At 71.5% G+C, this 22,567-nt stretch carries 19 protein-coding genes and 1 pseudogene; 12 read left to right on the top strand and 8 right to left on the bottom strand.

Translation table 11 applies throughout. The features are described 5' to 3' along the window. Window positions 1-2 precede the first annotated feature (2 nt). Window positions 3-554 (top strand): bacterial proteasome activator family protein, encoded by a 552-nt coding sequence (locus AC3WRM_RS13125; RefSeq protein WP_309633511.1) that lies wholly within the window; start codon window positions 3-5, stop codon window positions 552-554. Between the two features lie 35 nt (window positions 555-589). Continuing rightward, window positions 590-1,144 (top strand): WhiB family transcriptional regulator, encoded by a 555-nt coding sequence (locus AC3WRM_RS13120; RefSeq protein ID WP_492248283.1) that lies wholly within the window; start codon window positions 590-592, stop codon window positions 1,142-1,144. 94 nt (window positions 1,145-1,238) lie between these two features. On the opposite strand, the gene AC3WRM_RS13115 is transcribed toward AC3WRM_RS13120, so the two are convergent. From AC3WRM_RS13115 to AC3WRM_RS13095, 5 genes are all read right to left on the bottom strand, one after another. Continuing rightward, on the bottom strand, window positions 1,239-2,024 hold the full coding sequence (locus AC3WRM_RS13115; protein ID WP_492248282.1) for an HAD family hydrolase: 786 nt from the start codon (window positions 2,022-2,024) through the stop codon (window positions 1,239-1,241). Further along, complete coding sequence (gene serS / locus AC3WRM_RS13110; protein WP_492248281.1) at window positions 2,021-3,289, bottom strand: serine--tRNA ligase; 1,269 nt, start codon at window positions 3,287-3,289, stop codon at window positions 2,021-2,023. Before serS ends, AC3WRM_RS13115 begins: the two co-directional genes overlap by 4 nt. Before the next feature lie 55 nt (window positions 3,290-3,344). Next, a complete protein-coding gene (locus tag AC3WRM_RS13105) occupies window positions 3,345-4,001 on the bottom strand; it encodes a 4a-hydroxytetrahydrobiopterin dehydratase (RefSeq protein WP_492248280.1) in 657 nt (218 codons plus the stop codon). Between the two features lie 106 nt (window positions 4,002-4,107). Next, window positions 4,108-5,040 carry a DUF808 domain-containing protein gene (locus AC3WRM_RS13100; RefSeq protein ID WP_492248279.1) on the bottom strand — a complete coding sequence of 311 codons (933 nt, stop codon included), beginning with the start codon at window positions 5,038-5,040 and terminating at the stop codon, window positions 4,108-4,110. Between the two features lie 61 nt (window positions 5,041-5,101). Next, window positions 5,102-6,544, bottom strand: coding sequence for a CCA tRNA nucleotidyltransferase (locus tag AC3WRM_RS13095; RefSeq protein ID WP_492248278.1), 1,443 nt, complete (start codon window positions 6,542-6,544; stop codon window positions 5,102-5,104). A 113-nt stretch (window positions 6,545-6,657) separates the two neighbouring features. Between AC3WRM_RS13095 and AC3WRM_RS13090 the strand changes: the two genes are divergently transcribed. Both AC3WRM_RS13090 and murJ read left to right on the top strand, forming a co-directional pair. After that, window positions 6,658-8,748 carry a DUF6049 family protein gene (locus AC3WRM_RS13090; protein WP_492248277.1) on the top strand — a complete coding sequence of 697 codons (2,091 nt, stop codon included), beginning with the start codon at window positions 6,658-6,660 and terminating at the stop codon, window positions 8,746-8,748. After that, a complete protein-coding gene (murJ, locus tag AC3WRM_RS13085) occupies window positions 8,741-10,378 on the top strand; it encodes a murein biosynthesis integral membrane protein MurJ (RefSeq protein ID WP_492248276.1) in 1,638 nt (545 codons plus the stop codon). The genes AC3WRM_RS13090 and murJ overlap by 8 nt, the downstream gene beginning before the upstream one ends. A gap of 13 nt (window positions 10,379-10,391) precedes the next feature. Here the strand turns inward: murJ and AC3WRM_RS13080 are convergent, their stop codons facing one another. Then, the gene (locus AC3WRM_RS13080; RefSeq protein WP_492248275.1) at window positions 10,392-11,312 is read right to left on the bottom strand and encodes a siderophore-interacting protein; all 921 of its coding nucleotides are present in this window, start codon (window positions 11,310-11,312) and stop codon (window positions 10,392-10,394) included. Window positions 11,313-11,409: 97 nt separating this feature from the next. Between AC3WRM_RS13080 and AC3WRM_RS13075 the strand changes: the two genes are divergently transcribed. The 4 genes from AC3WRM_RS13075 to AC3WRM_RS13060 all read left to right on the top strand — a co-directional run bounded on the left by AC3WRM_RS13075 (window position 11,410) and on the right by AC3WRM_RS13060 (window position 14,943). Then, complete coding sequence (locus AC3WRM_RS13075; RefSeq protein WP_492248274.1) at window positions 11,410-12,558, top strand: lipid II:glycine glycyltransferase FemX; 1,149 nt, start codon at window positions 11,410-11,412, stop codon at window positions 12,556-12,558. After that, window positions 12,555-12,686 carry a hypothetical protein gene (locus tag AC3WRM_RS13070; RefSeq protein ID WP_492248273.1) on the top strand — a complete coding sequence of 44 codons (132 nt, stop codon included), beginning with the start codon at window positions 12,555-12,557 and terminating at the stop codon, window positions 12,684-12,686. The genes AC3WRM_RS13075 and AC3WRM_RS13070 overlap by 4 nt, the downstream gene beginning before the upstream one ends. Further along, on the top strand, window positions 12,683-13,729 hold the full coding sequence (locus tag AC3WRM_RS13065; protein ID WP_492248272.1) for an alanine racemase: 1,047 nt from the start codon (window positions 12,683-12,685) through the stop codon (window positions 13,727-13,729). Before AC3WRM_RS13070 ends, AC3WRM_RS13065 begins: the two co-directional genes overlap by 4 nt. Before the next feature lie 581 nt (window positions 13,730-14,310). Beyond that, entirely contained in the window at window positions 14,311-14,943 is a 633-nt protein-coding gene (locus tag AC3WRM_RS13060) for a hypothetical protein (RefSeq protein WP_492248271.1), read from the top strand. Window positions 14,944-15,240: 297 nt separating this feature from the next. Here the strand turns inward: AC3WRM_RS13060 and AC3WRM_RS13055 are convergent. Then, a pseudogene (locus AC3WRM_RS13055) lies at window positions 15,241-15,945 on the bottom strand (integrase core domain-containing protein); the annotation flags it as partial. A gap of 208 nt (window positions 15,946-16,153) precedes the next feature. On the opposite strand from AC3WRM_RS13055, the gene AC3WRM_RS13050 reads away from it, so the two are divergent. After that, window positions 16,154-16,381, top strand: coding sequence for a hypothetical protein (locus AC3WRM_RS13050; protein ID WP_492248270.1), 228 nt, complete (start codon window positions 16,154-16,156; stop codon window positions 16,379-16,381). Between the two features lie 60 nt (window positions 16,382-16,441). On the opposite strand, the gene AC3WRM_RS13045 is transcribed toward AC3WRM_RS13050, so the two are convergent. Then, a complete protein-coding gene (locus AC3WRM_RS13045; protein ID WP_492248269.1) occupies window positions 16,442-18,610 on the bottom strand; it encodes a transglycosylase domain-containing protein in 2,169 nt (722 codons plus the stop codon). A gap of 471 nt (window positions 18,611-19,081) precedes the next feature. Between AC3WRM_RS13045 and AC3WRM_RS13040 the strand changes: the two genes are divergently transcribed. The 3 genes from AC3WRM_RS13040 (at window position 19,082) to AC3WRM_RS13030 (ending at window position 22,557) form a co-directional block, all read left to right on the top strand. Then, entirely contained in the window at window positions 19,082-19,657 is a 576-nt protein-coding gene (locus AC3WRM_RS13040; RefSeq protein WP_492248268.1) for a PadR family transcriptional regulator, read from the top strand. A 47-nt stretch (window positions 19,658-19,704) separates the two neighbouring features. Beyond that, a complete protein-coding gene (locus AC3WRM_RS13035) occupies window positions 19,705-20,811 on the top strand; it encodes an inositol-3-phosphate synthase (protein WP_492248267.1) in 1,107 nt (368 codons plus the stop codon). 132 nt (window positions 20,812-20,943) lie between these two features. Then, window positions 20,944-22,557, top strand: a complete 1,614-nt coding sequence (locus AC3WRM_RS13030; protein ID WP_492248266.1) for a bifunctional phosphatase PAP2/diacylglycerol kinase family protein — start codon at window positions 20,944-20,946, stop codon at window positions 22,555-22,557. The last annotated feature ends 10 nt before the right edge of the window (window positions 22,558-22,567 follow it).

Here is a 22,567-nt window from a genome sequence, read left to right as displayed (position 1 = left end):
GCATGAGTGATGCTCCCCGTGAGTCCGCGATCCCGCCCCAGGTGATCGGCCCCGACGGTTCCCCCGTGCACGGCTCGGCCGCGCCGGGCGGCGACGTCGAGCCGCAGCAGCGTGGCACCGCGCTGGGCGACCTGGTGGAGCAGCCGGCGAAGGTGATGCGGATCGGCGGCATGATCCGCCAGCTGCTCGAGGAGGTGAAGGCCGCCCCGCTCGACGACGCCAGCCGGGTGCGCCTGCGCGAGATCCACCGCCAGTCGGTCAAGGAGCTGGAGGACGGCCTGGCCCCCGAGCTGGTGGCCGAGCTGCAGCGGCTCAGCCTCCCGTTCGAGGACGAGGCGCCGTCGGACGCCGAGCTGCGGATCGCCCAGGCCCAGCTGGTCGGCTGGCTGGAGGGACTGTTCCACGGCATCCAGGCCGCGCTGTACGCACAGCAGGTGCAGGCTCAGGCGCAGTTCCAGAACATGAGGCTGGCGCTTCCGCAGTCAAACGGCACCGAGGGTGACCAAAGTACCGATTCGTCGCAATCGGCTCCCACGGGAGGCATGTACCTCTAAGGTGTCGCGAAAGGATGCGAACGGGAGAGGGACCCATGACCATCGTGACCGACATCGACGCGCCTCCGTGCACACGGGAGGCCGTCTTCCGTGACGAGCGGCTGTACCTCGGCGCCCACGAGCTCGACGCGGCCAGCCGCGCCGGGATGGGCGAGGTGCTGGCGCTGGCGCACCGACGCTGCGCCGGCTGCCCCCTGCTCGTCGACTGCCTGTACCGCGCCGTCGTCGAGGTCGACGTCTCCGGCTTCGTCGCCTGCACCACCGAGGCCGACCGCGCCGCGATCCGCGACAGCCTCGGCATCGTCGTCGACGCGGCACCCACCGGCTCCTACGGTCCCGCCCGCAGCGGCGCGGGTCCGGTAAGCCACGAGGCCGTGCTCACGGCGCGCACCGCCCACCCCAAGGACACCTGCCAGCAGCTGGCCGAGCGTCTGGGCTGCTCCACGTCGACCATCAAGCGTCACCTGCGTCGGGCCCGCGCCGAGGCCGCCGAGGCCGAGGTGCAGGTCGCGCCCAGCCCCCGCCGCGTGCCGACCGTCGACGACGTGCTCGACGCGTTCGACACGCTCGACGCCGCCCGACTCGCCTGAGCGAGTCCGAGCGAGCGCAGCTGGGGGCACCTCCTGCTTGCGGGAGAGGGAGCCGCGGCGGAGCGAGACGCAGGAAGCGTCCAGACCCTCTGCGTTACAGCCAGCGGCGCAGCTCGGTGGCCAGACCGTCCTCGAGCACCGTGCCGGTGACGTCGTCGGCGACGGCCTTCAGCTCGTCCGAGCCCTGGCCCATCGCGACGCCGCGACCGGCCCAGCGGAGCATCTCGTAGTCGTTCATGCCGTCGCCGACCGCGAGCACGTCGGCCCGGTCGACGCCGAGCCGCTCGCACACGACCTCCAGGCCCGACGCCTTGGAGACGCCGTCGGGGGCGATGTCGAGCCACGCGGTGTACCCGATGTTGTAGTTCACCTCGTTCAGGCCGAGCCCGTGCACGAGCCGGCCGAACTCCTCGACGTCGTGCTCGGGAGCGCGGATGATGACGCGGGTGACGGGCTCGGCGACCAGCTCGTCGACGGTCTGGATGGTGACCGTGCCGTCGATCTCCCACTCGGGGAACGGCGCGCTGATCCGGTAGCCGGTGCCGACCTCCTCGACGGCGACGAGCGCGTCCGGGATGTGCTCGAGCACGCGCCGCACCGCCTCGCTCGCGTCGAAGGTGACCGTGTGCACGACCTCGACGGGCGAGTACGTGTGCACCACGGCACCGTTGCTGGCCACGGCGATGCCGCCGTCGAGGCGCAGGTTGCGGGCGGCGTCGAGCACGCCGGGGATGGCGCGGCCCGTGGAGATGACGACGTGCACCCCGGAGTCCTTGATGGCGTGCACGGCGTCGCGCACGGTGTCGGTCATCCGGTTCTCCCAGTCGACCATGGTGCCGTCGACGTCGAGCGCGACGATCCTCGGACGCCAGCCCGTCATGCGCGCGCCCCGACCGGCTGCAGCACCTCGCCGAGGAACGGGTGCAGCGCCGCGGGCAGACGCACGGACCCGTCGGCCTGCTGCCCGTTCTCGAGCAGCGCGACGATGATCCGCGGCATGGCGCAGAGCGTGCCGTTCAGGGTGGCGGACGGCTCCGTGCCGCCGTCGTCGAGCCGGTTGCGGATGTCGAGCCGGCGGGCCTGGAACTGGGTGCAGTTCGAGGCGGAGCTGACCTCGCGGTACTTGCCCTGCGTGGGGATCCACGCCTCGCAGTCGAACTTGCGGACCGCGGACAGGCCGAGGTCGCCGGCGGCGACGTCGATGACCCGGTAGGGCAGCTCGAGCAGGTCGAGCCACTGCTTCTCGAAGCCGAGGATGCGCTCGTGCTGGGCGTAGGAGTCCTCGAGGGAGGTGTAGACGAACATCTCGACCTTGTCGAACCAGTGCACGCGCACGATGCCCCGGGTGTCACGGCCGTGCGAGCCGGCCTCGCGGCGGAAGCAGGGGCTGAACGCGGCGTAGTGGCGCGGACCGTCGAGGATCTCGTCGGAGTGGTAGGCCGCGAGCGGCACCTCGGACGTGCCGACGAGGTACAGGTCGTCCTTCTCCAGGTGGTAGACGTCGTCGGCCGCCTGGCCGAGGAAGCCGGTGCCCTCCATCGCCTGGGGCTTGACGAGCGCGGGCGGGATGATGGGGGTGAAGCCCCACTCGGCGGCCTTGGACATGGCCAGCTGGGTCAGCGCGAGCTCGAGCTGGGCGCCGACGCCGGTGAGGAAGTAGAAGCGGGAGCCGCTGACCTTGGCGCCGCGCTCGACGTCGATCGCGCCGAGCAGCTGGCCGAGCTCGAGGTGGTCCCTCGGCGTGAAGCCCTCCGCGGCGAAGTCGCGCGGGGTGCCGACCTCCTCGAGGACCACGAAGTCGTCCTCGCCGCCGGGCGGGGCGTCGGGCGCCGGGTTGGGCAGCGCCTTGAGGAGCGTCGTGAACTCCTCGCCGGCCGCGGTCTGCTCGGCGTCGGCGGCCTTGACCTGCGCGCTCAGCTCCTTGGTGCGTGCGAGGAGCGTCTGCTTCTCCTCGCCCTGCGCCTGCGCGACCTGCTTGCCCATGGACTTCTGCTCGCTGCGCAGCGCCTCGAACGCGGCGATGGTCGAGCGACGTCGCTCGTCGGCGGCGACGAGCGCGTCGACGATCGAGGGGTCCTCCCCGCGGCGCCGCTGCGCCTCTCGGAGGGACTCGGGGTCGTCTCGCAACAGCCTGGCGTCGATCACCTCGTCAGCCTATCCGGCCCACCGCTGCCGTCCGGGTGGCCGGTGGCCCCGCTGCTCACTGCCGGCGCGTGCGGTGCGTGCAGAGGCAGATCTTGTTGCCCTGGGGGTCGGCGACCACCCAGAAGCGGGGCGCCTCCGCGTCGGAGACGAGGGTGCCGCCAGCCTCGAGCGCCGCGGCCAGACGGGGCTCGACCTCCTCCGGAGGGATGCGCAGGTCGAGGTGGAACCGCTGCCGCGGCTCGGGGTGCTCGTCGGTCTCCTGGAACCAGATCGTCGGGCTCACGCCCGTCGGGTCGCGCACCTCGTCGTCGACGCCGCCCGGGTCGACCCCGAGCACGGCCGACCAGAACCGTCGCATCGCCGGGACGTCCCACGTGTCGAGAGCGAGCTCGAGCCGCTGGACCGTGGACGGCGTGGCCCGCACGCCGAGGTCGGCGGCGATGGCGCTGATCCGGCGGGCGAGGTCGACGTCGCGCCGGGTCTTGCCGCCGACGTCGTGGCTCGTGAGCAGGACGTGGACGGCGGAGTACGTGAGGGTCAGCTCGGGGTGGTGGCCGACCTCCTCGGCCGCTGCGCCGATCGCGTCGACGAGGCGCAGGCCGGTGGCGAAGTCGCCCGTGGCGAACCACGCCTCCACGGCCCCGTACATGCTCCGCCAGTCGTCGAGGCCCATCGCCTCGACCTGGTCGCCCGACAGCAGCTCGTCCGTCATGACCCCACCGTGGCACCACGCGGCGACGACCGCCAGCCCCGACGTGCGAACGGGGCTCGGGAGACGTCCCGCGACCGACGTGGTCAGACCAGCACGACCGTGCCGTTCAGTGACGACGGCGCGGCACGAGGTGCAGCACGGTGACCAGCACCGCACCGACCGCCAGCCCGAGGAGTGCGGAGAAGAACGTGTTCGTCAGCCACGCCAGCACGGAGCCGAGGCCACCGGCGACCGCGTCGTGCACGGCCTCCTCCGCGTGGTGGACCAGGTCGTAGAGCGCGTGCCACCCGAGGTCGTCGGTGCCGACGAGCAGGATGTGCCCGCCGACCCAGAGCATCGCCACGACACCGACGGCGGCCAGCGTGGCGAGCACCTTCGGCATCGCCTTCACGAGCCCCCGCCCGACGGACTGCGCCGCCGACGACGACCGCTCGGTGAGCGCGAGGCCCACGTCGTCCATCTTCACGATCAGGGCGACCACGCCGTACACCAGCACGGTGATGCCGATGCCGACGACGGCGAGGATGACCGCCCGCGACACGAACGGCTCGTCGGTGACCTCCTTGAGCGCGATGACCATGATCTCCGCGGAGAGGATGAAGTCGGTGCGCACGGCGCTGCTCACGACGGCCTTCTCCTGGTCGGCACCACCGACGGAACGAGGCTTCTCGGTCTTCGCGTGCCCCGACACCTTCTCCCAGAGCTTCTCGGCGCCCTCGAAGCTCAGGTAGGCGCCACCGAGCATGAGCAGCGGCGTGAGCAGCCACGGCAGGAACTCGCTGAGCAGCAGCAGCGCCGGGAGGATGATCACGAGCTTGTTGATCAGCGACCCCCGCGCGATGCGGCCGATGACCGACAGCTCGCGCTGGGGGTCCAGGCCCTGCACGTAGCGCGGCGTGACGGCGGCGTCGTCGACGACCACACCGGCGGCCTTCGCGCTCGCCCGGCCGGCCGCGGCACCGACGTCGTCGACCGACGCGGCCGCGAGGCGCGCGAGGGCGGCGACGTCGTCGAGGAGGGCCACGAGTCCGCCGGCCATCAGAGGGCTCCCGCTGCTGCAGTCATGCCGACCAGGGTAGGCGCAGCGCGAGCCGGCGTGGTCAGCCGCGCGCGGACCACCAGGCGCGCAGCGCCTCGGCGGCGAGGTCCTCGCCCAGCGGCCCACGGTCGAGGCGCAGGTCGAGCAGGAACCGGTACGCCTCCCCGACCTCGCGCCCGGGCCCGATGCCGAGGATCTGCTGGATCTGGTTGCCGTCGAGGTCGGGCCGGATGGCGTCGAGCTCCTCCTGCGCGGCCAGCTGCTCGATGCGACGCTCCAGATCGTCGTACGTACGCTGCAGCCGCTGGGCCTTGCGCCGGTTGCGGGTCGTGCAGTCGGCGCGGGTGAGGATGTGCAGCCGCTCCAGCTGGTCGCCAGCGTCGCGGACGTAGCGGCGCACGGCGGCGTCGGTCCACTCCCCCGACCCGTAGCCGTGGAAGCGCAGGTGCAGCTCGACGAGCAGGCTCACCTGCGCGATCTGCTCGTTGCTGAACCGCAGGGCCTTCATGCGCTTGCGCGTCATCTTCGCGCCCACCACGTCGTGGTGGTGGAAGGTCACCGTGCCGTCGTCGAGGAAGCGTCGCGTGCGCGGCTTGCCGATGTCGTGCACGAGCGCGGCGAAGCGGACGACGAAGTCGGGACGCTGCTCGAGCCGGTGCTCCAGCTCGACGGCCTGCTCCAGCACGGTCAGCGAGTGCTCGTAGACGTCCTTGTGCCGGTGGTGCTCGTCGGCGGTGAGCCGCAGCGCGGGGAGCTCGGGGAGCACGTGGTCGGCGAGGCCGGTGTCGACGAGCAGCCGCAGCCCGGCGACGGGCTCGCGCCCGCACACGAGCTTGACCAGCTCGTCGCGCACCCGCTCGGCCGAGACGATCTCGATCCGGTCGGCCATCGCCGTCATGGCCGACGTCGTGGCCGCGTCGGCCGCGAAGCCGAGCTGCGCGACGAACCGGGCGGCCCGCATCATGCGCAGCGGGTCGTCGCTGAAGGACTGCTCGGGCGTCACCGGCGTGCGCAGGATCCCGGCCGCGAGGTCGTCGAGACCGCCGAACTCGTCGACGAACTCGGCCGACGGCAGCCGCAGCGCCAGGGCGTTCACGGTGAAGTCGCGGCGCGACAGGTCGCCCTGCAGCGTGTCGCCGAAGGCCACCTGCGGCTTGCGCGATGTCGGGTCGTAGGCGTCGGTGCGGTAGGTGGTGATCTCGATCTGATCGTCGCCCTTGCGCAGGCCGAGCGTGCCGAACTCCCGGCCCACGTCCCACACGGCATCCGCCCAGTCGGCGACGAGCCGCTCGACGTCGTCGGGCCGGGCCGACGTCGTCAGGTCCAGGTCGCTGACCCGGCGACCGAGGAGCGCGTCGCGCACCGGCCCGCCGACGAGCGCCAGCTCGTGGCCCGCTGTCGCGAACAGACCGCCCAGCTCGGCGAGCACGGGGTGCTCGCGCAGCACGGCGTCGGCGGCGGCGCGCACGGCGGAGACGTCGTAGGGAGAGGCGGGGGCGGACACGGGCCCCGAGTGTAGTGCGCCGCGCCCGGGCGCCCGGGGGCCGTGCCGCGGCGACCGCAGCGCGCCCGGTCGAGGTGGCCGGGCCCGTGGGGGTCGACCACTACGATGGGCGGGTGACGAACCCGGCCCGACGTGTGCGTCCGGGCCCGGGAGCTCTGGTACGCCTGGTCGTGTGCGCCCTGACGCTGCTGCTCGGCGGCTCCCTGACGGTGGCCGTCGCCGCGCCCACGCAGGCCGCCGTCGACCCCGACGTGGCCGTGCGGATCACGGGCGTGAGCCCCACCGAGCTGCGCGACGGCGCGACCGTCACGCTCACCGGCACGATCACGAACCGCGGCGAGGAGCGGTGGACGAAGGCGCAGGCCTACCTCGTGATCGCCCGGACGCCGTTCACCACGCGCCAGCAGGTGAGCGACGCGGTCGAGAGCCAGGCCAGCTACACCGGCGAGCGCGTGGTCGAGCTCGACTCGATCGACGAGGTCGGCACCCTGGCGCCTGGCAGCACCCGACCGTTCCGCGTGCGGGTGCCGTACGCGCAGCTGCGCGTCTCGGGCGCCGAGGGCGTCTACCCGGTGGGTGTCCAGGTGCTCGCGACGGCCGAGGACGGCACCCGCGACAACGCCGCGATCGCCCGCGCCACCACGTTCCTGCCCCGCCTCGACCGCGACTCCGCGCGCGTGCCTGGAGGGCTCGTGTGGCCGTTCGTGCTGCCCGACCGGCTCGGCCCGTCCGGCACCTGGATGGACGCCCCCGGCCTGGCCGAGCGGGTCGCGCCCGGCGGCCAGCTCCGCAACCTGCTCGACCAGGCGCTCGCCGCCCCCTCCGACGGCACGTCGGTCGTGCTCGACCCTGCCCTGCTCGTGGCCGTCGACGACCTCGCCGAGGGTCGGCGTCTACCGCGCGACGTGCGCCTCGACCAGACGCAACGGGCGGCCGCGCGCACGTTCGTGGAGGATCTCACGAGCCTGTCCCGCCGGGTGGCCACGTGGACGCTCGGCTACGCCCGCCCCGACTGGCTGGCGCTCAGCCGCTCCGACGCCCACGACCGTCTCACCGGCACGATCGAGCGCGCGACGTCGTCGGCCCTGGCGCAGTTCCAGGTGTCGGGTCGCCGGGTCACGTGGCCGACACCCGGGGGCACGACCCTGGACCTGCTCCAGCAGGTGCGCGGCAGCGGCGACCGACCGGTCATCGTCACCCGTGACGCCGTACCCGACTGGGAGCCGCGGCTCGGCTCCGTCGTCACCCGCCGCACGAAGAGCGGCCCCGTGCCGCTCTTCGTCGACGCAGGACTCGACGTCGGGGTACCCGGCGGTGCGACGGTCGCGACGCTGCGCCAGCGGCTGCTCAGCGAGGCCGCGCTGGCCTCGCTCGAGCGCAGCGCCGACGCGGACTCCAAGGCCGACGCGTTCGTGCTCGTCGACCCGCGCTGGAACCCCGGCGACGCCGACGACGCCTTCGCCGGTGCCTTCGACCCCGACTTCGTCACGCCGGAGGACCTCGAGGACCTCATGACGACGCGGCGCGCCGCGTACACCGGCGACGTCGCGCGCACGGCCGACGCCCGACCGCTGTCGCAGGCACAGGTGACGGCCGTCGAGCAGCTGGCCCGCGAGGGCGGCGTGCTCGCCGGCCTGGCCGTCGAGGGCGACGACCTCGCCGCCCGCACCGACCGCACGTCCACGGGCCTGCTGTCGACCGCGTGGCGCTCCGACCGCGCCGAGGGCCTGCGCGCGGCCACGGGCGCGCTCGGTCGGGTGCGCTCGGAGCTGGGCCGGCTCGCCGTCGAGGGTCCGCCCGCCATCACGCTCTCCAGCGCGGAGGGGAGCTTCCCGCTCACGGTCAGCAACGACACCGACACTGCCGTGCGCGTGGGCGTGCGGATCAGCGCCAGCAACCCGGCGCTGCGCATCCCGGACGTCGCCCCGGTGCAGGTGGAGGCCGGTGAGCGGCGCACGGTCACGGTGCAGGTCGACGTGGGCGACCAGACGTCGTCGACGTTGACGGCGCAGCTCATCTCGCCCGACGGGACGGCCGTGGGACGTGCCGACTCCTTCAACGTGCGGTCGAGCCGGGTGGGCGTGGCCCTGTGGGCGCTCATGGGCGCCGCGGGGCTGTTCGTCCTGTTCGCCCTGGGCCGACGCTTCCTGCGCGGCCGACGGGCCACCACCGAGACCCCCGAGGAGACCCCGACCGATGGCTGAACGCAACGTCGCCCGCGCGAGCGCCGGGATGGCGATCGGCACGGTCGTGTCCCGGGTCACGGGCTTCGGCCGGCTGCTCATGCTGGCGGCGACCATCGGCACCGCGCTGAACGCCGACCTCTTCAACAACGCCAACACGGTGCCGAACGCGCTCTACATCCTCGTGGCCGGCGGCGTGTTCAACGTCGTGCTCGTCCCTCAGCTCGTCCGGGCCATGCGCAACGACGCCGACGGCGGCGACGCCTACGCCAACCGCGTGATCACGCTCGGCCTGCTGGTCCTGGGTATGGCGGCGGTGGTCCTCACCCTCCTCGTCCCGCTGATCATGCACGTGGTGTTCGACGGGGAGCTGTTCGCCGACCGGAACGAGGCACAGCGCGAGTCGGCGCAGCTGCTGATGTACCTGTGCATGCCGCAGGTGTTCTTCTACGGCGCGTTCGTGCTCGTCGGGCAGGTGCTCAACGCGCGGCAGAAGTTCGGGCCAATGATGTGGGCGCCGATCGTCAACAACCTGGTGGCCATCGGCTCCCTGGGCGTGTACCTGGTGCTCTACGGCGCCTCCAGCGGGACGGGCGGGTTCTCGACCGGCCAGGCGCTGCTGCTCGGCGGCGGCGCGACGCTCGGCATCGCCGTGCAGACGCTGGTGCTCGTGCCGTTCCTGCGGCAGGCCGGGTTCCGGTACGCACCGCGCTTCGACTTCCGCGGGGTGGGCCTCGGCCACACCCTCCGCCTCGGTGCCTGGACGCTCGGCTTCATCGCCGCGAACCAGGTCGCGTTCATCGTCATCCAGCGGCTCGGCGTGGGAGGCACGCTAGCCGGCGCGCGCGAAGGGACGCAGGCCACCGGTTCAGCGGTGTACGAGATCGGCTTCCTGGTGAGCCAGATGCCGCACGGCGTCATCACCGTCTCGCTCGCCACAGCCATCATCCCGACGCTCTCCGCGCTCGCGGCAGAGCGTCGCTACGACCGGATGGCGCTGGAGCTGCAGCGCACGCTGCGGGTCACGCTCGCGATCATCGCACCGCTCGCCGTCGCGGTGGGCTGCCTGGGCTGGTCGGCGGCAGCCGTACTCGGGTTCGTGCCGACGCTGCGCCCGAACGCCGACGTCATCGGCCTCGCGGTCGCCGCCTTCGCCCCGGCCATGATCGCCTTCACGATCCACTACCTGGTGCTGCGCGGGTTCTACGCCGACGAGGACACCCGGACGCCGTTCTTCGTCCAGGTGGTCGTCGCAGCCACCAACATCGTCGCGGCGCTCGTCCTCACCCACGACGTGGAGCCACGGCACGTGGCGCCGATGCTGGCGCTGTCGTTCGGCATCGCCTACGCCGTCGGAGCCACCGTCTCGGCGACGCTGCTGTCGCGTCGGCTCGGCGGGCTGGTCGACCGGGAGACACGGGTCTTCGTGGTCCGGCTGACGATCTCGCTCGCACTCGCCGTCGGCGCGATGCTCGGCTCCGTGGCCGTCCTGGACGCCCTGGGCCTCGACCGGGGCGAGCCCGTCGGCGCGCTCGTGACGCTCGTCGTGGCCGGCGGTCTCGGCGCGGTGACCTACCTGGTCGGCACGCGCCTGACCCGCATGCAGGAGCTCGCGCACCTCGTGCGGTCGCTGCGCGGACGCAGCACCTGACGGGCAGCCCCGGCTACAGGCCGGCCTTCTCGTAGATCTCCTCGATCGCGTCGAGGTAGGCGCCCTGGTCGGTCTCGGCCAGCTCGAGGTAGGCCTGGCGGGCCTTCGCGCCGACCTCCTCCGCGACCTCCTCGTAGCGGGCGTTCCACTTCTCGGCCTCGATCTGCCAGTAGCCGCAGGTGTAGAAGTCCGCCTGCGGCCAGCCGAGCGTGCGCCGCAGGAGCTTGCGGGCCGCGCGGCTGGCTCGCGCCTCGCCGGCGAGCCACACGTACCGGCTGAGCGGCACGTCGTCGGTCGCCTCGCCGGCGGCGGGCAGGCCGCGCTCGGTGACGGCCGACTCCAGCGCACCGCAGATGTCGGTCTCGCGGTCGACGACGACCCACCGCACGTCGACGTCGGCCGCGCTGGGCAGGGCGATGCGGTCGCCCTCGTCGGTGAGGACCACCACGGCCTCGACCCGCTGCCCGACGCGGAGGCCGCGCAGGATCCGCGCGAGCGCCGGCAGCCCGGTCACGTCGGCCACGAGGAGCTGCCAGGCGGTGTCGTCGGGTGCGGCGTAGAGGCCGTGCGGCACCATCATCCCGACCTCGTCGCCAGGCACGCAGCGCTTGACCCAGTCGGCGCCGACGCCGTGGTCGTGCACCGCGATGTCGATGTCGACCTCGGGCACGCCGTCGACGACGCGGTGGTCGGAGATGGTGTAGACGCGGGCGGCGGGCTCGACGGCACCCTCGGGCACCCGCATGACCCAGTTCTCGTCGTAGGTGGGGATCGCGAGCTCGGCCCCCTCGGGGGCGATCATCAGCCGCACGTACTCGTCGGGCACGCCGGTGGAGGTGAACTCCTCCGGCCGCAGCGTGACCGTGACGAGGTGCGCGGAGAGCCGCACCTTGCGCACGACGGTGGCCCGGCAGACCGGTGGGACCTCGCTCATGGTTCTCCTCCTGGGCGGGACGTCGACGGTGAGGCAGTTGCTTAGGCTAGCCTAACTGATCCTGCTGGGCGGCCGGCGCGCTGGTAGTTTCGACCGGGTGAGCCCCTCCCCCGTGACCGTCCGCACGATCACCCGCGAGGAGCACCTCGACTTCGTCGCCGGCCGTCCCTCCGTCTCCTTCCTGCAGACGCCCGCGTGGGCGCAGGTCAAGGCCGAGTGGGGGTCGGAGTCGGTCGGCTGGATCGACGCGTCCGGCCAGGTCGTGGGTGCCGCGCTGGTCCTGTACCGCCAGGTGCCGAAGGTCAGGCGCTACCTCGCCTACCTGCCGGAGGGTCCGGTGCTGCCGTGGGTCGACGCCGGTGCCGACCTGGGCGCCTGGCTGGAGCCGCTGGCCGCGCACCTCAAGGCGAAGAAGGCGTTCGGCATCCGGATGGGACCGCCGGTCGTGACCCGCCGCTGGCACGCCGCCACCGTCAAGGCCGCCGTGGCCGACCCGGCGCTCGGCACGCTCGGCGAGGTGCCGGCCGACGTGAACGACGCCGCGGCGCTCGCCGTCGCCGACCAGCTCCAGGACCTCGGCTGGCGCCGGCTCGCCACCGAGGGCGGGTTCAGCGCGGGCCAGCCGCAGTACAACTTCTGGCTGCCCCTGGCCGACGCCGACGGCGCGCCTCGCACCGAGGAGCAGGTGCTGGCCGGTATGAACCAGCTGTGGCGGCGCAACATCCGCAAGGCCGCGAAGGCGGGGGTCGAGGTGACGCTCGGCGGGCGCGAGGACGTCGAGGCGTTCCACCGCGTGTACGTCGAGACCGCCGAGCGCGACCACTTCACACCGCGTCCGCTGTCGTACTTCCTGACCATGTGGGACGCGCTGACGGGCGAGGACCCCGACCGCATGCGCCTGTACCTCGCGCACCACGAGGGCGACCTGGTCGCGGCGACCACGCTCGTGCGGGTGGGCACGCACGCCTGGTACTCCTACGGCGCGTCGACGTCGGCGAAGCGCGAGGTGCGCGGGTCCAACGCCGTCCAGTGGCAGATGATGCGCGACGCGCTCGCCGCGGGCGCCACGGTCTACGACCTGCGCGGCATCACCGACACGCTCGACCCGGACGACCCGCACGTGGGCCTCATCCAGTTCAAGGTGGGCACCGGGGGCGAGGCGGTCGAGTACCTCGGCGAGTGGGACCTCCCCCTCAACCGCCCCCTCTACGCCGCGTTCACCGCCTACATGAGGAAACGAGGGTGAAACGCGACGTGCGCGACGTGCGCGACGTGCGCGACCACGGCAGCAACGCACCCGCTGCGCGCACGATCGCGATTCAGCCGAGCGACGAATGCGGCGACGCAGTCGACGACATGAGGAGACGAGGATGACCTTCGAGCTGCACGTCGACGTCGAGCGCTGGCGCGGTCACCTGAAGTCTGCGGCGGAGCGCCTGCCGGGGCTGGTGCCGGTGATCAAGGGCAACGGCTACGGGCTGGGTCGCGACCGGCTGGCCGCGGAGAGCGCGGCGCTCGGCGCCGACACCGTCGCGGTGGGTGTCTACGCGGAGGTGCCGGAGGCGCTCGAGGCGTTCGGCGGCGACGTGATGGTCCTCGGTCCGTGGCGCCCGTTCCTCGACGGTGCCGCGGTCGAGCAGGCGCTCGCCGACCCTCGCGTGGTGCACACGGTGGGTCGGGTGGCCGACGTGGCGGCGCTGGCCGAGCGCGCGCCGGGCGCGCGGGTGGTCGTCGAGGGCGAGACGTCGATGGCGCGCCACGGCTTCGACCGGCACGAACTCGCCGCCGCGGTGGCCGCGCTCGGCGGCCTCGCGGTCGAGGGCTTCGCCGCCCACCTGCCGATGACCGGGAGCAACCTGGCCGAGGCGGAGTCATGGGCGGCGGCGCTGGAGGCGTCCCAGCTCGACACGACGACCTTCTACGTGTCCCACCTCAGCCCAGGCGAGCTCGGTCAGCTGCGCGAGCGTCGGCCCGGGCTCACCGTGCGCCCACGCGTCGGCACGTCGCTGTGGCTCGGCGACCTCGGCGCCCTCGACGTGCGCGCGAAGGTGCTCGACGTCCACCGGGTCTCCCGCGGCGAGCGGGTGGGCTACCGGCAGCGGGCGGTCCCCCGCGACGGCTACCTGCTGGTGATCTCCGGCGGCACCAGTCACGGCGTCGGGCTCGAGGCACCGCGCTCCAGTGCGGGCGTGGTGCAGCGGGGCAAGACCCTCGCCAAGGGCAGCCTCGAGGCCGCCGGACTCATGCTCAGCCCGTTCACGGTCGACGGCCGGCAGCGCTGGTTCGCCGAGCCCCCGCACATGCACGCGTCGCAGGTGCTGCTGCCCGCGTCGGCCACGGCGCCGGCCGTCGGCGACGACGTGCGCTGCGCGGTGCGGTTCACCACGGCCACGTTCGACCGGGTCGTCCTGGCCTGACCACCCAGCACACGACGCACGACGCGGCCGCCACCCCCGGGGTGGCGGCCGCGTCGTGTCGTGCGACGAGGTGTACTCGGCGGGGACGTTCATGACACTCGGCTGATCGGAGGTAGTCCTGCGAGGGCTGAGTGGCGTCGTCGATTGTTGGAGAAGTCGAGCCAAGGGCGCGCACTCGCGCAGCAGCGGGACCCGGTGGCGGGCCAGGCTCGCTCCGACCGTGCTGGCAGGGATCCCGAGCTCGGGTCCGATCCAGTCCTGCCCGCGCCGCTCGGTGCGGCGTACACCAAGGCCGGCTTCTGTCGGCCCTGCCGGGTGAGCGCCCGTGCGGCAGCGGCAGCCGGAGCACGAGTTCGTGGGTCGAACCTGTGGCCGAGCACCGCCGAATCAAGAGACTCCGAGCAGGCCACCACGCACCTCTTCCGCCAGGGCTGGCGGACGAGTGTCAGCCTCGACCCTCTCCAAACCAGAGTTCAGCATCCATCCATCTGCCGAAAGGACTGGTCTGTTGCGCATTGACTTGAGACGCGGCTACCTTCCCATTTCACCGGCGCAGCCAATCGCCCGATGAAGGACGAATCATGTTCTCACGACTCTCAAAGACGGGTGCCTCACTCGCCGCCCTCGTGCTCACTTCGAGCGCATTGACCAGCACTCCGGCCATGGCCGCTCAGCCGGAGACATCGAACGTGACCCCAGCCGCTCAGTCGGCCGTCGAGATTTCCTTCGATCAGGAGCCAAGCGGTTCCGACCTGGAGGAGGTTCGCGATCTTCTTGGCGATGATGCCCAGGTAGTCGGCACCGATGACGATACGACGGTGCACGCCGCACAATCATTCGAACCCGTCGGCTACGACAAACTCGCCTGCGGCACCTCCAACTCCTGGTCAGACTCGAACGGTGAGTACACATTGCAGCACAAGTGCGGTGGCTCAACGGCACCCTGGGGTTATCGTCTTTCGAGCAAGATGCGTTCAATCGCTGCCAGTACCGTCAAAGAGACAGGGATGGCTTGGTGGCACAACGGCACGAAGAAGCCGACCCAGTCGCCGCATAACGTGTCGGCCAGTTATCAGTTTCACGGGACGTACAACCCGGTGAAGAAGAACTACTACATCCGGTATCAGGACGAGTTCTACTTCCGCCACAACATCGGCGGCGGAGGCGACGTGCACATCACGATCAAGGGCAAGTGGTATTTCTACAATGGATAAGACGGGTGGGTCGAACCAGCGCGGACCGTTGTGGGCGATACAAGAGATCCTGGCTCCGGTCCTGGGGGCGCTTCTATCTCACGACGAGGTTGACTCGATCCACATCACTCGGAGCGACAGCGGACAGCTCACCCTGCACCTTTCAGCCTGCGGCGAGCCGTCCTCGTTCTACCTGTGGGCACCTGACTGGTCCAGGGAGTCCGACGCCGAAGTTCGCCGTCGTTTGGCGTCCGAACTTCAAGACTTCATCGCCGAAAGCACGTTCGCTTGGGGCGAAAGGCGGACCTACGAAGAGATCTAGGTGTAGTTCCCCGTGACGTTGTGAACGCGTTGCGCGGGGGTGAGGCCTGCGATGCCGGTGTGGGGGCGGTGGTGATTGTAGTGATGGATCCAGGCGGCGTAGGTTGCTGCGCGAGCGTCGTCGGAGAAGTAGGGGCGGGCGAAGGCCCACTCGGTGGCGAGGGTGCGGTTGAACCGTTCGACCTTGCCGTTGGGCTGGGGCCGCTAGGGCCGGGTGCGGCGGTGCTTGACCCCGTCGCCGAGGGCTGCGGCGAAGTCGTGTGAGCGGTAGCAGGCTCCGTTGTCGGTCATGACCGCGGTGATCTCGAATCCTGCTTCGGAGAAGAAGGCGCGTGCGCGTTCCCAGAACCTGGCTGCGGTCTCCTTGCGCTCATCGGCCAGCTGCTCGGAGTAGACCAACCGCGTGGGGGAGTCGACGGCATGATGCAGGAACGAGTAGCCCCGCGAGCCGGCCGCCCCGGCCCGGGCGGCCTTGTCCCGAGCAGAGCCCACGGCGCGGTCTTGAGCCGAGCCGCGGCCGCGGGCCCGCCATCCGCCACCGTCAGGGATCTTGCCGAGCTTCTTGACGTCAACGTGTACCAACTCGCCCGCAGCGGACGCCTCGTCACGCAGCGGCGCAGGCTTGCGCACTGCCAGACCGGTCGACTGGTCGAGGTGGGCCAACAGCGGCATCCGATAACGGGCCAGGACCCGTCCGACGGTCACACATGCGGCCCGTCACTGCCGCTTGTACAAGTTCGCGTGTCGGAGATAGGCAGACGACCCAGAGAAGACGTAGACGTCGTCCTCGAGTTTCTGAGCTTCTTCGTCTTCGTGGTGTCCGGGCGGAGCCTGCCCCCAAGCCCTCGACGGTCTCGCCGACCTGGACCGTGCACTTCTCGGCGTCGAGGCACCGCGCTCCAGCGCGGGCGTGGTGCAGCGGGGCAAGACCCTCGCCAAGGGCGGCCTCGAGGCCGCCGGCCTGATGCTCAGCCCGTTCACGGTCGACGGCCGGCAGCGCTGGTTCGCCGAGCCCCCGCACATGCACGCGTCGCAGGTGCTGCTGCCCGCGTCGGCCACGGCGCCGGCCGTCGGCGACGACGTGCGCTGCGCGGTGCGGTTCACGACGGCCACGTTCGACCGGATCGTCCTGGACTGACCTCCCGCCCACGACGCGGACGCGGTGGCCACCCCCTCTGGGGCGGCCACCGTCGTGCCGTCACTGATCCTGCGGGGTGGGGATGATCGGGGTTGACTCCGTCGGCGCCGGCTCCGTCGCGGTCGGCGACGGGCTGGGGGTCGGCGTGGGCGACGGGGTGGGACGCGGCGTCCGCGACGGCGTGGGCGTCGGCGTGGGCGACGGGGTCGCCGTGGGCGCCGGCGGCACGTACGTGCGGCCCTTGTCGGCCTGGATGTTGCCGGGCGGCGGGAAGCTGCCGCAGTCGGTGCCCTGCAGGGCAGGGTCCATGAACGCCTTGAACGTGCGCGCCGGGTACTGACCGCCGAAGAACGGCACCAGGTAGCCCTCGATGTCCTCGTTGCCCACGCCGCGGCTCAACGTCACGGCCGTGGCCAGCTTGGGCGTCGCGCCGACGAACCACGACGACGAGACGTGCTGGTCCGCGTCGTTCTTGCCCGCCGTGGCGGTACCCGTCTTGCCGATCGTCGGGCAGATGGTGCGGCCGTTGGTTCCCGTGCCGGCCGAGGTCACCTTCTGCAGCGCCGCGACCGTGTCGCCCGCGACGTCCTCGGGGATCGAGCGCCGCGTCTCGCGCTTCGGCAGCTCGAGGTCGTTGCCGCCGGGGCCGGTGACCTTCTTCAGGACGTGCCACTGGGCGCGCTCGCCACCGGCGGCGATGGTCGCGTAGGCGTTGGCCATGTCGACGGCGGGGACGCCGGCGAAGCCGAGCGACGTGACCGCGACGGGGCTGATCTTGTCGGTCACCGAGCGCGGGATGCCCGCCTGGTTGGCGGCCCTGAGGATCTTGCGCGCGCCGATGCTCGCGTCGGCGTCGGCACCGCCGCTCATCTGCTGCGTGAGGTCGACGAACGCGGTGTTGATCGACTCCTGCGTCGCCATCTCGAGCGTGACGGGCCCGAACGAGCGTCCGCCGCTGTCGCCCTGGTTGCCGACGATGCTGTTGCCGATGCGCAGCGGCGAGCTGCCGTTCAGCGTGGTGCGCAGGCCGTAGCCGTCCTCCAGACCGGCGATCACGGCGAACACCTTGAACGTCGAGCCCGGCTGGACGCTCTGCATCGCCCAGTTCAGCTGGCTCTTGAGGTAGTCGCGACCGCCGTACATCGCCTTCACGTCGCCCGTGCCGGGCTCGACGGAGACGAGTCCGACGTTCAGCTCGTTCAGGTTCTGCGGGATGATCGTGCGCACCGCGTTCACGGCGTCGCGCTGCAGGCGACGGTCGAAGGTGGTCGTGACCCGCAGGCCGCCGCCGTCGATCTCGTTGTCGGAGAAGCCCGCCTGGCGCAGCTGGGTGCGGACCAGCTCGAGCAGGTAGCCGCTCGTGCCGCGGAACCGGTTGCTGTTCTTCTTGGGGACGACGCGGGGCAGCTGGTCCTGGTACTTCGCGGCCTCGTCGGCCGTGATCGCGCCCGACTTGACCATGCCGTCGAGCACGTAGCGGTAGCGCGGGAGGATCCGCTCCTTCGCCCCCTCGGCGTACGGGTCGTAGTAGCTCGGGCTGTTGATGATGGTGGCGAGCAGCGCGGCCTGGGCGTAGTTCAGCCGGGAGGCCGGGCGGTCGAAGTACGTCTGCGCGGCGACCTGGACGCCGTAGGAGCCGTTGCCGAAGTAGATGGTGTTGAGGTAGCCCTCGAGGATCTCCTGCTTGGAGAGCTGGTTGTGGATCTTGATCGAGAGGATCGCCTCGCGCACCTTGCGCTTGTAGGAGCGCTCCTGGTTCAGGTACAGCACCTTCACGTACTGCTGCGTGATGGTGGAGCCACCGCTGGTGATCTCTCCACTGGTCGCGTTGTCGCGCACGGCCCGCAGGATGCCCTTGAAGTCGATGCCCTGGTTCTCGTAGAACGTGCGGTCCTCCGCGGCGATCACGGCCGCCTGCATGACGGACGGCACCTCGTCGAGCGGGATGCTCTCGCGGTCCTGCATCGCGAACGTGCCGAGCTCGCTCTTGCCGTCGGAGTAGTAGACCTTCGTCGTCTGCGTCTGGAAGTCGGCGTTCGCGTCAGGGATGGAGATGATCCGGTAGAGCACGAAGAACAGCAGCGCCGCTGCGAGGATGCCGAGCACCAGCAGGAGCGCCAACCAGCGCAGCACCCGCTTCCAGCGCGGTCCGTCGCCGCCGATGCGACGGAACAGACCGGGCTTGCGGGGCGTGCTCTTCGGCTTGGTTCGGTGCGTGCTGGTGGCCACGGACCACTTCCTCCGTCTCGGCCCTGTGGGCAGGGCGTGGTGCTGTGCGTGCGCCCGGGACACGGCGCGGCATCGCTCCAGTGTGCCCGATCATCCTGAGAACCCCAGGATGGCGGGTCGACGCCGGACGCGTCGCAGGTTCCGTCGGATCCCCCGCGGCACTCGCTGCGGGGCCTGCGGCACAGGGCTTCTTTGTCGCCCGTGCCGCTCCTCGACCAGCGGATCCCTCGCTGGTCGAGTAGACCGACCGGCGACGAAGGAGCCCGGTCGGGCGTATCGAGACCACTCCAGGCCGACGCTGGGAGCCGGTCCGCGCGGAGCCGTTGCCGGACCGGACATGACCGGACAACAGGACCTGACATGACCTGACACCCGCGCCTGACATGGGCTGACATGGAATGCCGATCTGATGTATCGTCCCGATATAGCGGGTCGTCGCCGGACGCCCGACCGATCAGCGGGAGGGTCGCGATGGCACGTCGTGGAGCGACGCTCGAGCTGGCGGTCATGGGCCTGCTGCACGACACGCCGATGCACGGCTACGAGCTGCGCAAGGAGCTGATCAGCCTGCTCGGGCTGGGGCGGGTGCTCTCGTACGGCACCCTCTACCCCTGCCTGAAGACGCTGGTGCGCGCCGGCTTCATCGAGGCCGACGAGGACCGCGACGTCGAGGTGCGCGGACGCCGCAACCGGATCGTCTACCACCTCACGGCCGCGGGCAAGGAGCACTTCGCCACCGCGATGGAGGACTCCGGGCCCGCCACCTGGGACGACGAGACGTTCAGCGTGCGGTTCGCGTTCTTCGGTCGCACCGAGTCGGCCGTCCGCGTGCGCATCCTCGAGGGTCGGCGCAGCCGGCTGCAGGAACGCCTCGAGCACGTCCGCGAGGCGAACCAGCGCGGTCGCGAACGGGCCGACGCCTACACCCGCGAGCTCCAGCGCCACGGCCTGGAGTCCGTCGAGCGGGAGGTGCGCTGGCTCACCGACCTGATCGAGCGCGAGCGCAACCCCCACCCCGACCCGGCCGACCGGTCCGGGTCCCTCTAGCCCCCGATCCACCCCGACCAACCAACCATCCACCTGAAGGAGAACCCATGGGTTCGGCGAACCACCAGATCCGCGTCGCCATCGTCGGCGTCGGCAACTGCGCCACGTCCCTGATCCAGGGCGTCGAGTACTACAAGGACGCTGATCCGGCGGGCACGGTCCCCGGACTCATGCACGTCCAGTTCGGCGACTACCACGTGAGCGACATCGAGTTCGTGGCCGCGTTCGACGTCGACGCGAAGAAGGTCGGCTTCGACCTCGCCGACGCCACGCGGGCCAGCGAGAACAACACGATCACGATCACCGACGTGCCGCCCACGGGCGTCACGGTGCAGCGCGGGCACACGCTCGACGGTCTCGGCAAGTACTACCTCCAGACCATCGAGGAGTCCGACGCGCCGGCGGCCGACGTCGTCCAGGTGCTCAAGGAGACGCAGGCCGACGTGCTCGTCTCCTACCTCCCCGTGGGCTCGGAGGAGGCCGACAAGTTCTACGCGCAGTGCGCCATCGACGCCGGCGTCGCGTTCGTCAACGCGCTGCCCGTCTTCATCGCCTCCGACCCCGAGTGGGCCAAGAAGTTCGAGGACGCGGGCGTCCCGATCATCGGCGACGACATCAAGAGCCAGGTCGGCGCGACGATCACGCACCGCGTCATGGCGAAGCTGTTCGAGGACCGCGGCGTGGCCCTGGACCGCACGTACCAGCTGAACGTCGGCGGCAACATGGACTTCAAGAACATGCTCGAGCGCGAGCGCCTGGAGTCCAAGAAGGTCTCCAAGACCCAGGCCGTCACGTCGAACCTCACCGGCTCGCTGGCCGGCGTGGGCGCCAATGACCGCAACGTGCACATCGGCCCGTCGGACTACGTCGCCTGGCTCGACGACCGCAAGTGGGCATACGTGCGCCTCGAGGGTCGTGCGTTCGGCGACGTGCCGCTGAACCTGGAGTACAAGCTCGAGGTGTGGGACTCCCCCAACTCCGCCGGCATCATCATCGACGCCATCCGCGCGGCGAAGATCGCCAAGGACCGCGGCATCGGCGGCGCCCTGCTGAGCGCGTCCTCCTACCTGATGAAGAGCCCGCCGGAGCAGCGTCCCGACGACGTCGGCCGCCAGCGCCTCGAGGCCTTCATCTCCGGCACCGAGGAGCGCTGACCCCGCACCCCGCACGACCCCGAGGCGGTGTCGCACGGTCCCTCCCCTGGAGGCCGGGCGACACCGCCTCGGCGCGTCCACGCCCGGTCCGCACTACGCTGAACCGGCCAGACCCCGACCGGAAGGACGCCTGTGTCGATCGACCTGCGTCGCGCCGAGCCAGGCCGTGACGGCGTGTACGCCACGGTGCTCGTCGTCCTCGTGACGCTGCTCGCCCTGCTCGCGTTCCTCGTCGGCACCGACGCCGCCTGGCTGCAGGACGTCGACGACGGCGTGGCCCGGGCGGCGTTCGACGTCAGCGCCGCGCGACCCTGGCTGGTCGACGTGCTCGAGGTCCTGGCCGTCGTGCTCTCCAACGTGGGGGTGGGGATCGTCCTGGCCCTGCTCGCGGCGACGGCCCTGGCGCGCCGCGAGTGGCGCATCGCCACCTGGGTCGCGCTCAGCGGCGTGGCCGGCATCGGCGGCAACGCCCTCGTCAAGCTGGTGTTCCAGCGTCCACGACCGGCCTGGGAGGAGCCGATCCACGAGATCGGCGGGTACTCCTTCCCCAGCGGGCACTCCGCCGGCGCCGGCGTGCTGTTCACGGTCCTCGCGCTGCTGACCATCGTGCTGACCGGCCGTGGCTGGCGACGCCGGCTGCTGCTCGCGCTGTGGGCGCTGCTGGCGCTGGTGACGGCCGCCGACCGCGTGCTCCTCGGCGTCCACTACCTGTCCGACGTCACCGCCGGCCTGACCCTGGGTGCCCTCGTGACGATCGTGCTCTGGCTGGCGGTCGCGACCGACGCGACGCGGCTCCCGCCGGAGCTCGCGGTCGTGACGGGCACGGGTCGCAAGCGCGTGGCGGTCGTCCTGAACCCCTCCAAGCTGACCGACGTCGAGGAGTTCAAGGCCCTCGTGCGCCTGGTCGCCGGCCAGCACGGCTGGAACGAGCCGGCCTGGTTCGAGACGACGGTCGAGGACCCGGGCCACGGACAGACCGAGGCGGCGCTCGAGGCCGACGTCGACCTCGTCGTCGCGGCCGGTGGCGACGGCACGGTGCGCGCGGTCTGCGAGGAGGCCGCCCGCACGGGCGTCGCCGTCGCGATCATCCCGCAGGGCACCGGCAACCTGCTCGCACGCAACCTCGGGATCCCGCTCAACTCCCGCGACGCCCTCGAGGTGGCGTTCGGCGGCCAGGACAAGGCCATCGACCTGGCCCGCTTCAGCACCGACTCCGGCGTCGAGACGAGCTTCCTCGTCATGGCGGGTCTCGGCATGGACGCGATGATCATGACCGGCGTCAACGACGAGCTGAAGAAGAAGGTCGGCTGGGTCGCCTACGTCGTGTCGGGCGTCAAGGCGCTGCGCTACTCCGGCACGAAGGTGACGATCACCGTCGACGACGGCGAGCCGCGCACCTTCCGCGCCCGGACCGTGGTCATCGGCAACGTCGGGTACCTGCAGGCGGGTCTGCCGCTGCTGCCGGAGGCGCAGATCGACGACGGCGAGCTCGACGTCGTGGTGATCGCACCCCGCCGGTTCTTCGGCTGGCTGTCGATCGCCGCGCGGGTGATCACGCGCCGCAAGCGCACGAACGACCGCCTCGACCGCTTCACCGGCCGTCGGGTGCATGTGAAGGCCACCGGCCCGACCCCCATGCAGCTCGACGGCGACCCCGTCGACGAGGGCACCGAGATCACCGCCGAGGTGCGCCCGGGCGTGCTGCTCGTGCGGGTCCCGGTGGCGCCCACCGTGCAGAAGGGCTGACGTCGCCCGA

Source organism: Aeromicrobium sp. EU05-FHT14F07, from assembly GCF_058790455.1.
This window is presented reverse-complemented; position numbering and strand designations above follow the sequence as displayed.

Coding starts and splice junctions, on each gene's coding strand:
- AC3WRM_RS13125 (WP_309633511.1), top strand. CDS start 3: ATGAGTGATGCTCCCCGTGAGTCCGCGATCCCGCCCCAGGTGATCGGC.
- AC3WRM_RS13120 (WP_492248283.1), top strand. CDS start 590: ATGACCATCGTGACCGACATCGACGCGCCTCCGTGCACACGGGAGGCC.
- AC3WRM_RS13115 (WP_492248282.1), bottom strand. CDS start 2,024: ATGACGGGCTGGCGTCCGAGGATCGTCGCGCTCGACGTCGACGGCACC.
- AC3WRM_RS13105 (WP_492248280.1), bottom strand. CDS start 4,001: ATGACGGACGAGCTGCTGTCGGGCGACCAGGTCGAGGCGATGGGCCTC.
- AC3WRM_RS13100 (WP_492248279.1), bottom strand. CDS start 5,040: ATGGCCGGCGGACTCGTGGCCCTCCTCGACGACGTCGCCGCCCTCGCG.
- murJ (WP_492248276.1), top strand. CDS start 8,741: ATGGCTGAACGCAACGTCGCCCGCGCGAGCGCCGGGATGGCGATCGGC.
- AC3WRM_RS13080 (WP_492248275.1), bottom strand. CDS start 11,312: ATGAGCGAGGTCCCACCGGTCTGCCGGGCCACCGTCGTGCGCAAGGTG.
- AC3WRM_RS13065 (WP_492248272.1), top strand. CDS start 12,683: ATGACCTTCGAGCTGCACGTCGACGTCGAGCGCTGGCGCGGTCACCTG.
- AC3WRM_RS13060 (WP_492248271.1), top strand. CDS start 14,311: ATGTTCTCACGACTCTCAAAGACGGGTGCCTCACTCGCCGCCCTCGTG.
- AC3WRM_RS13040 (WP_492248268.1), top strand. CDS start 19,082: ATGGCACGTCGTGGAGCGACGCTCGAGCTGGCGGTCATGGGCCTGCTG.
- AC3WRM_RS13035 (WP_492248267.1), top strand. CDS start 19,705: ATGGGTTCGGCGAACCACCAGATCCGCGTCGCCATCGTCGGCGTCGGC.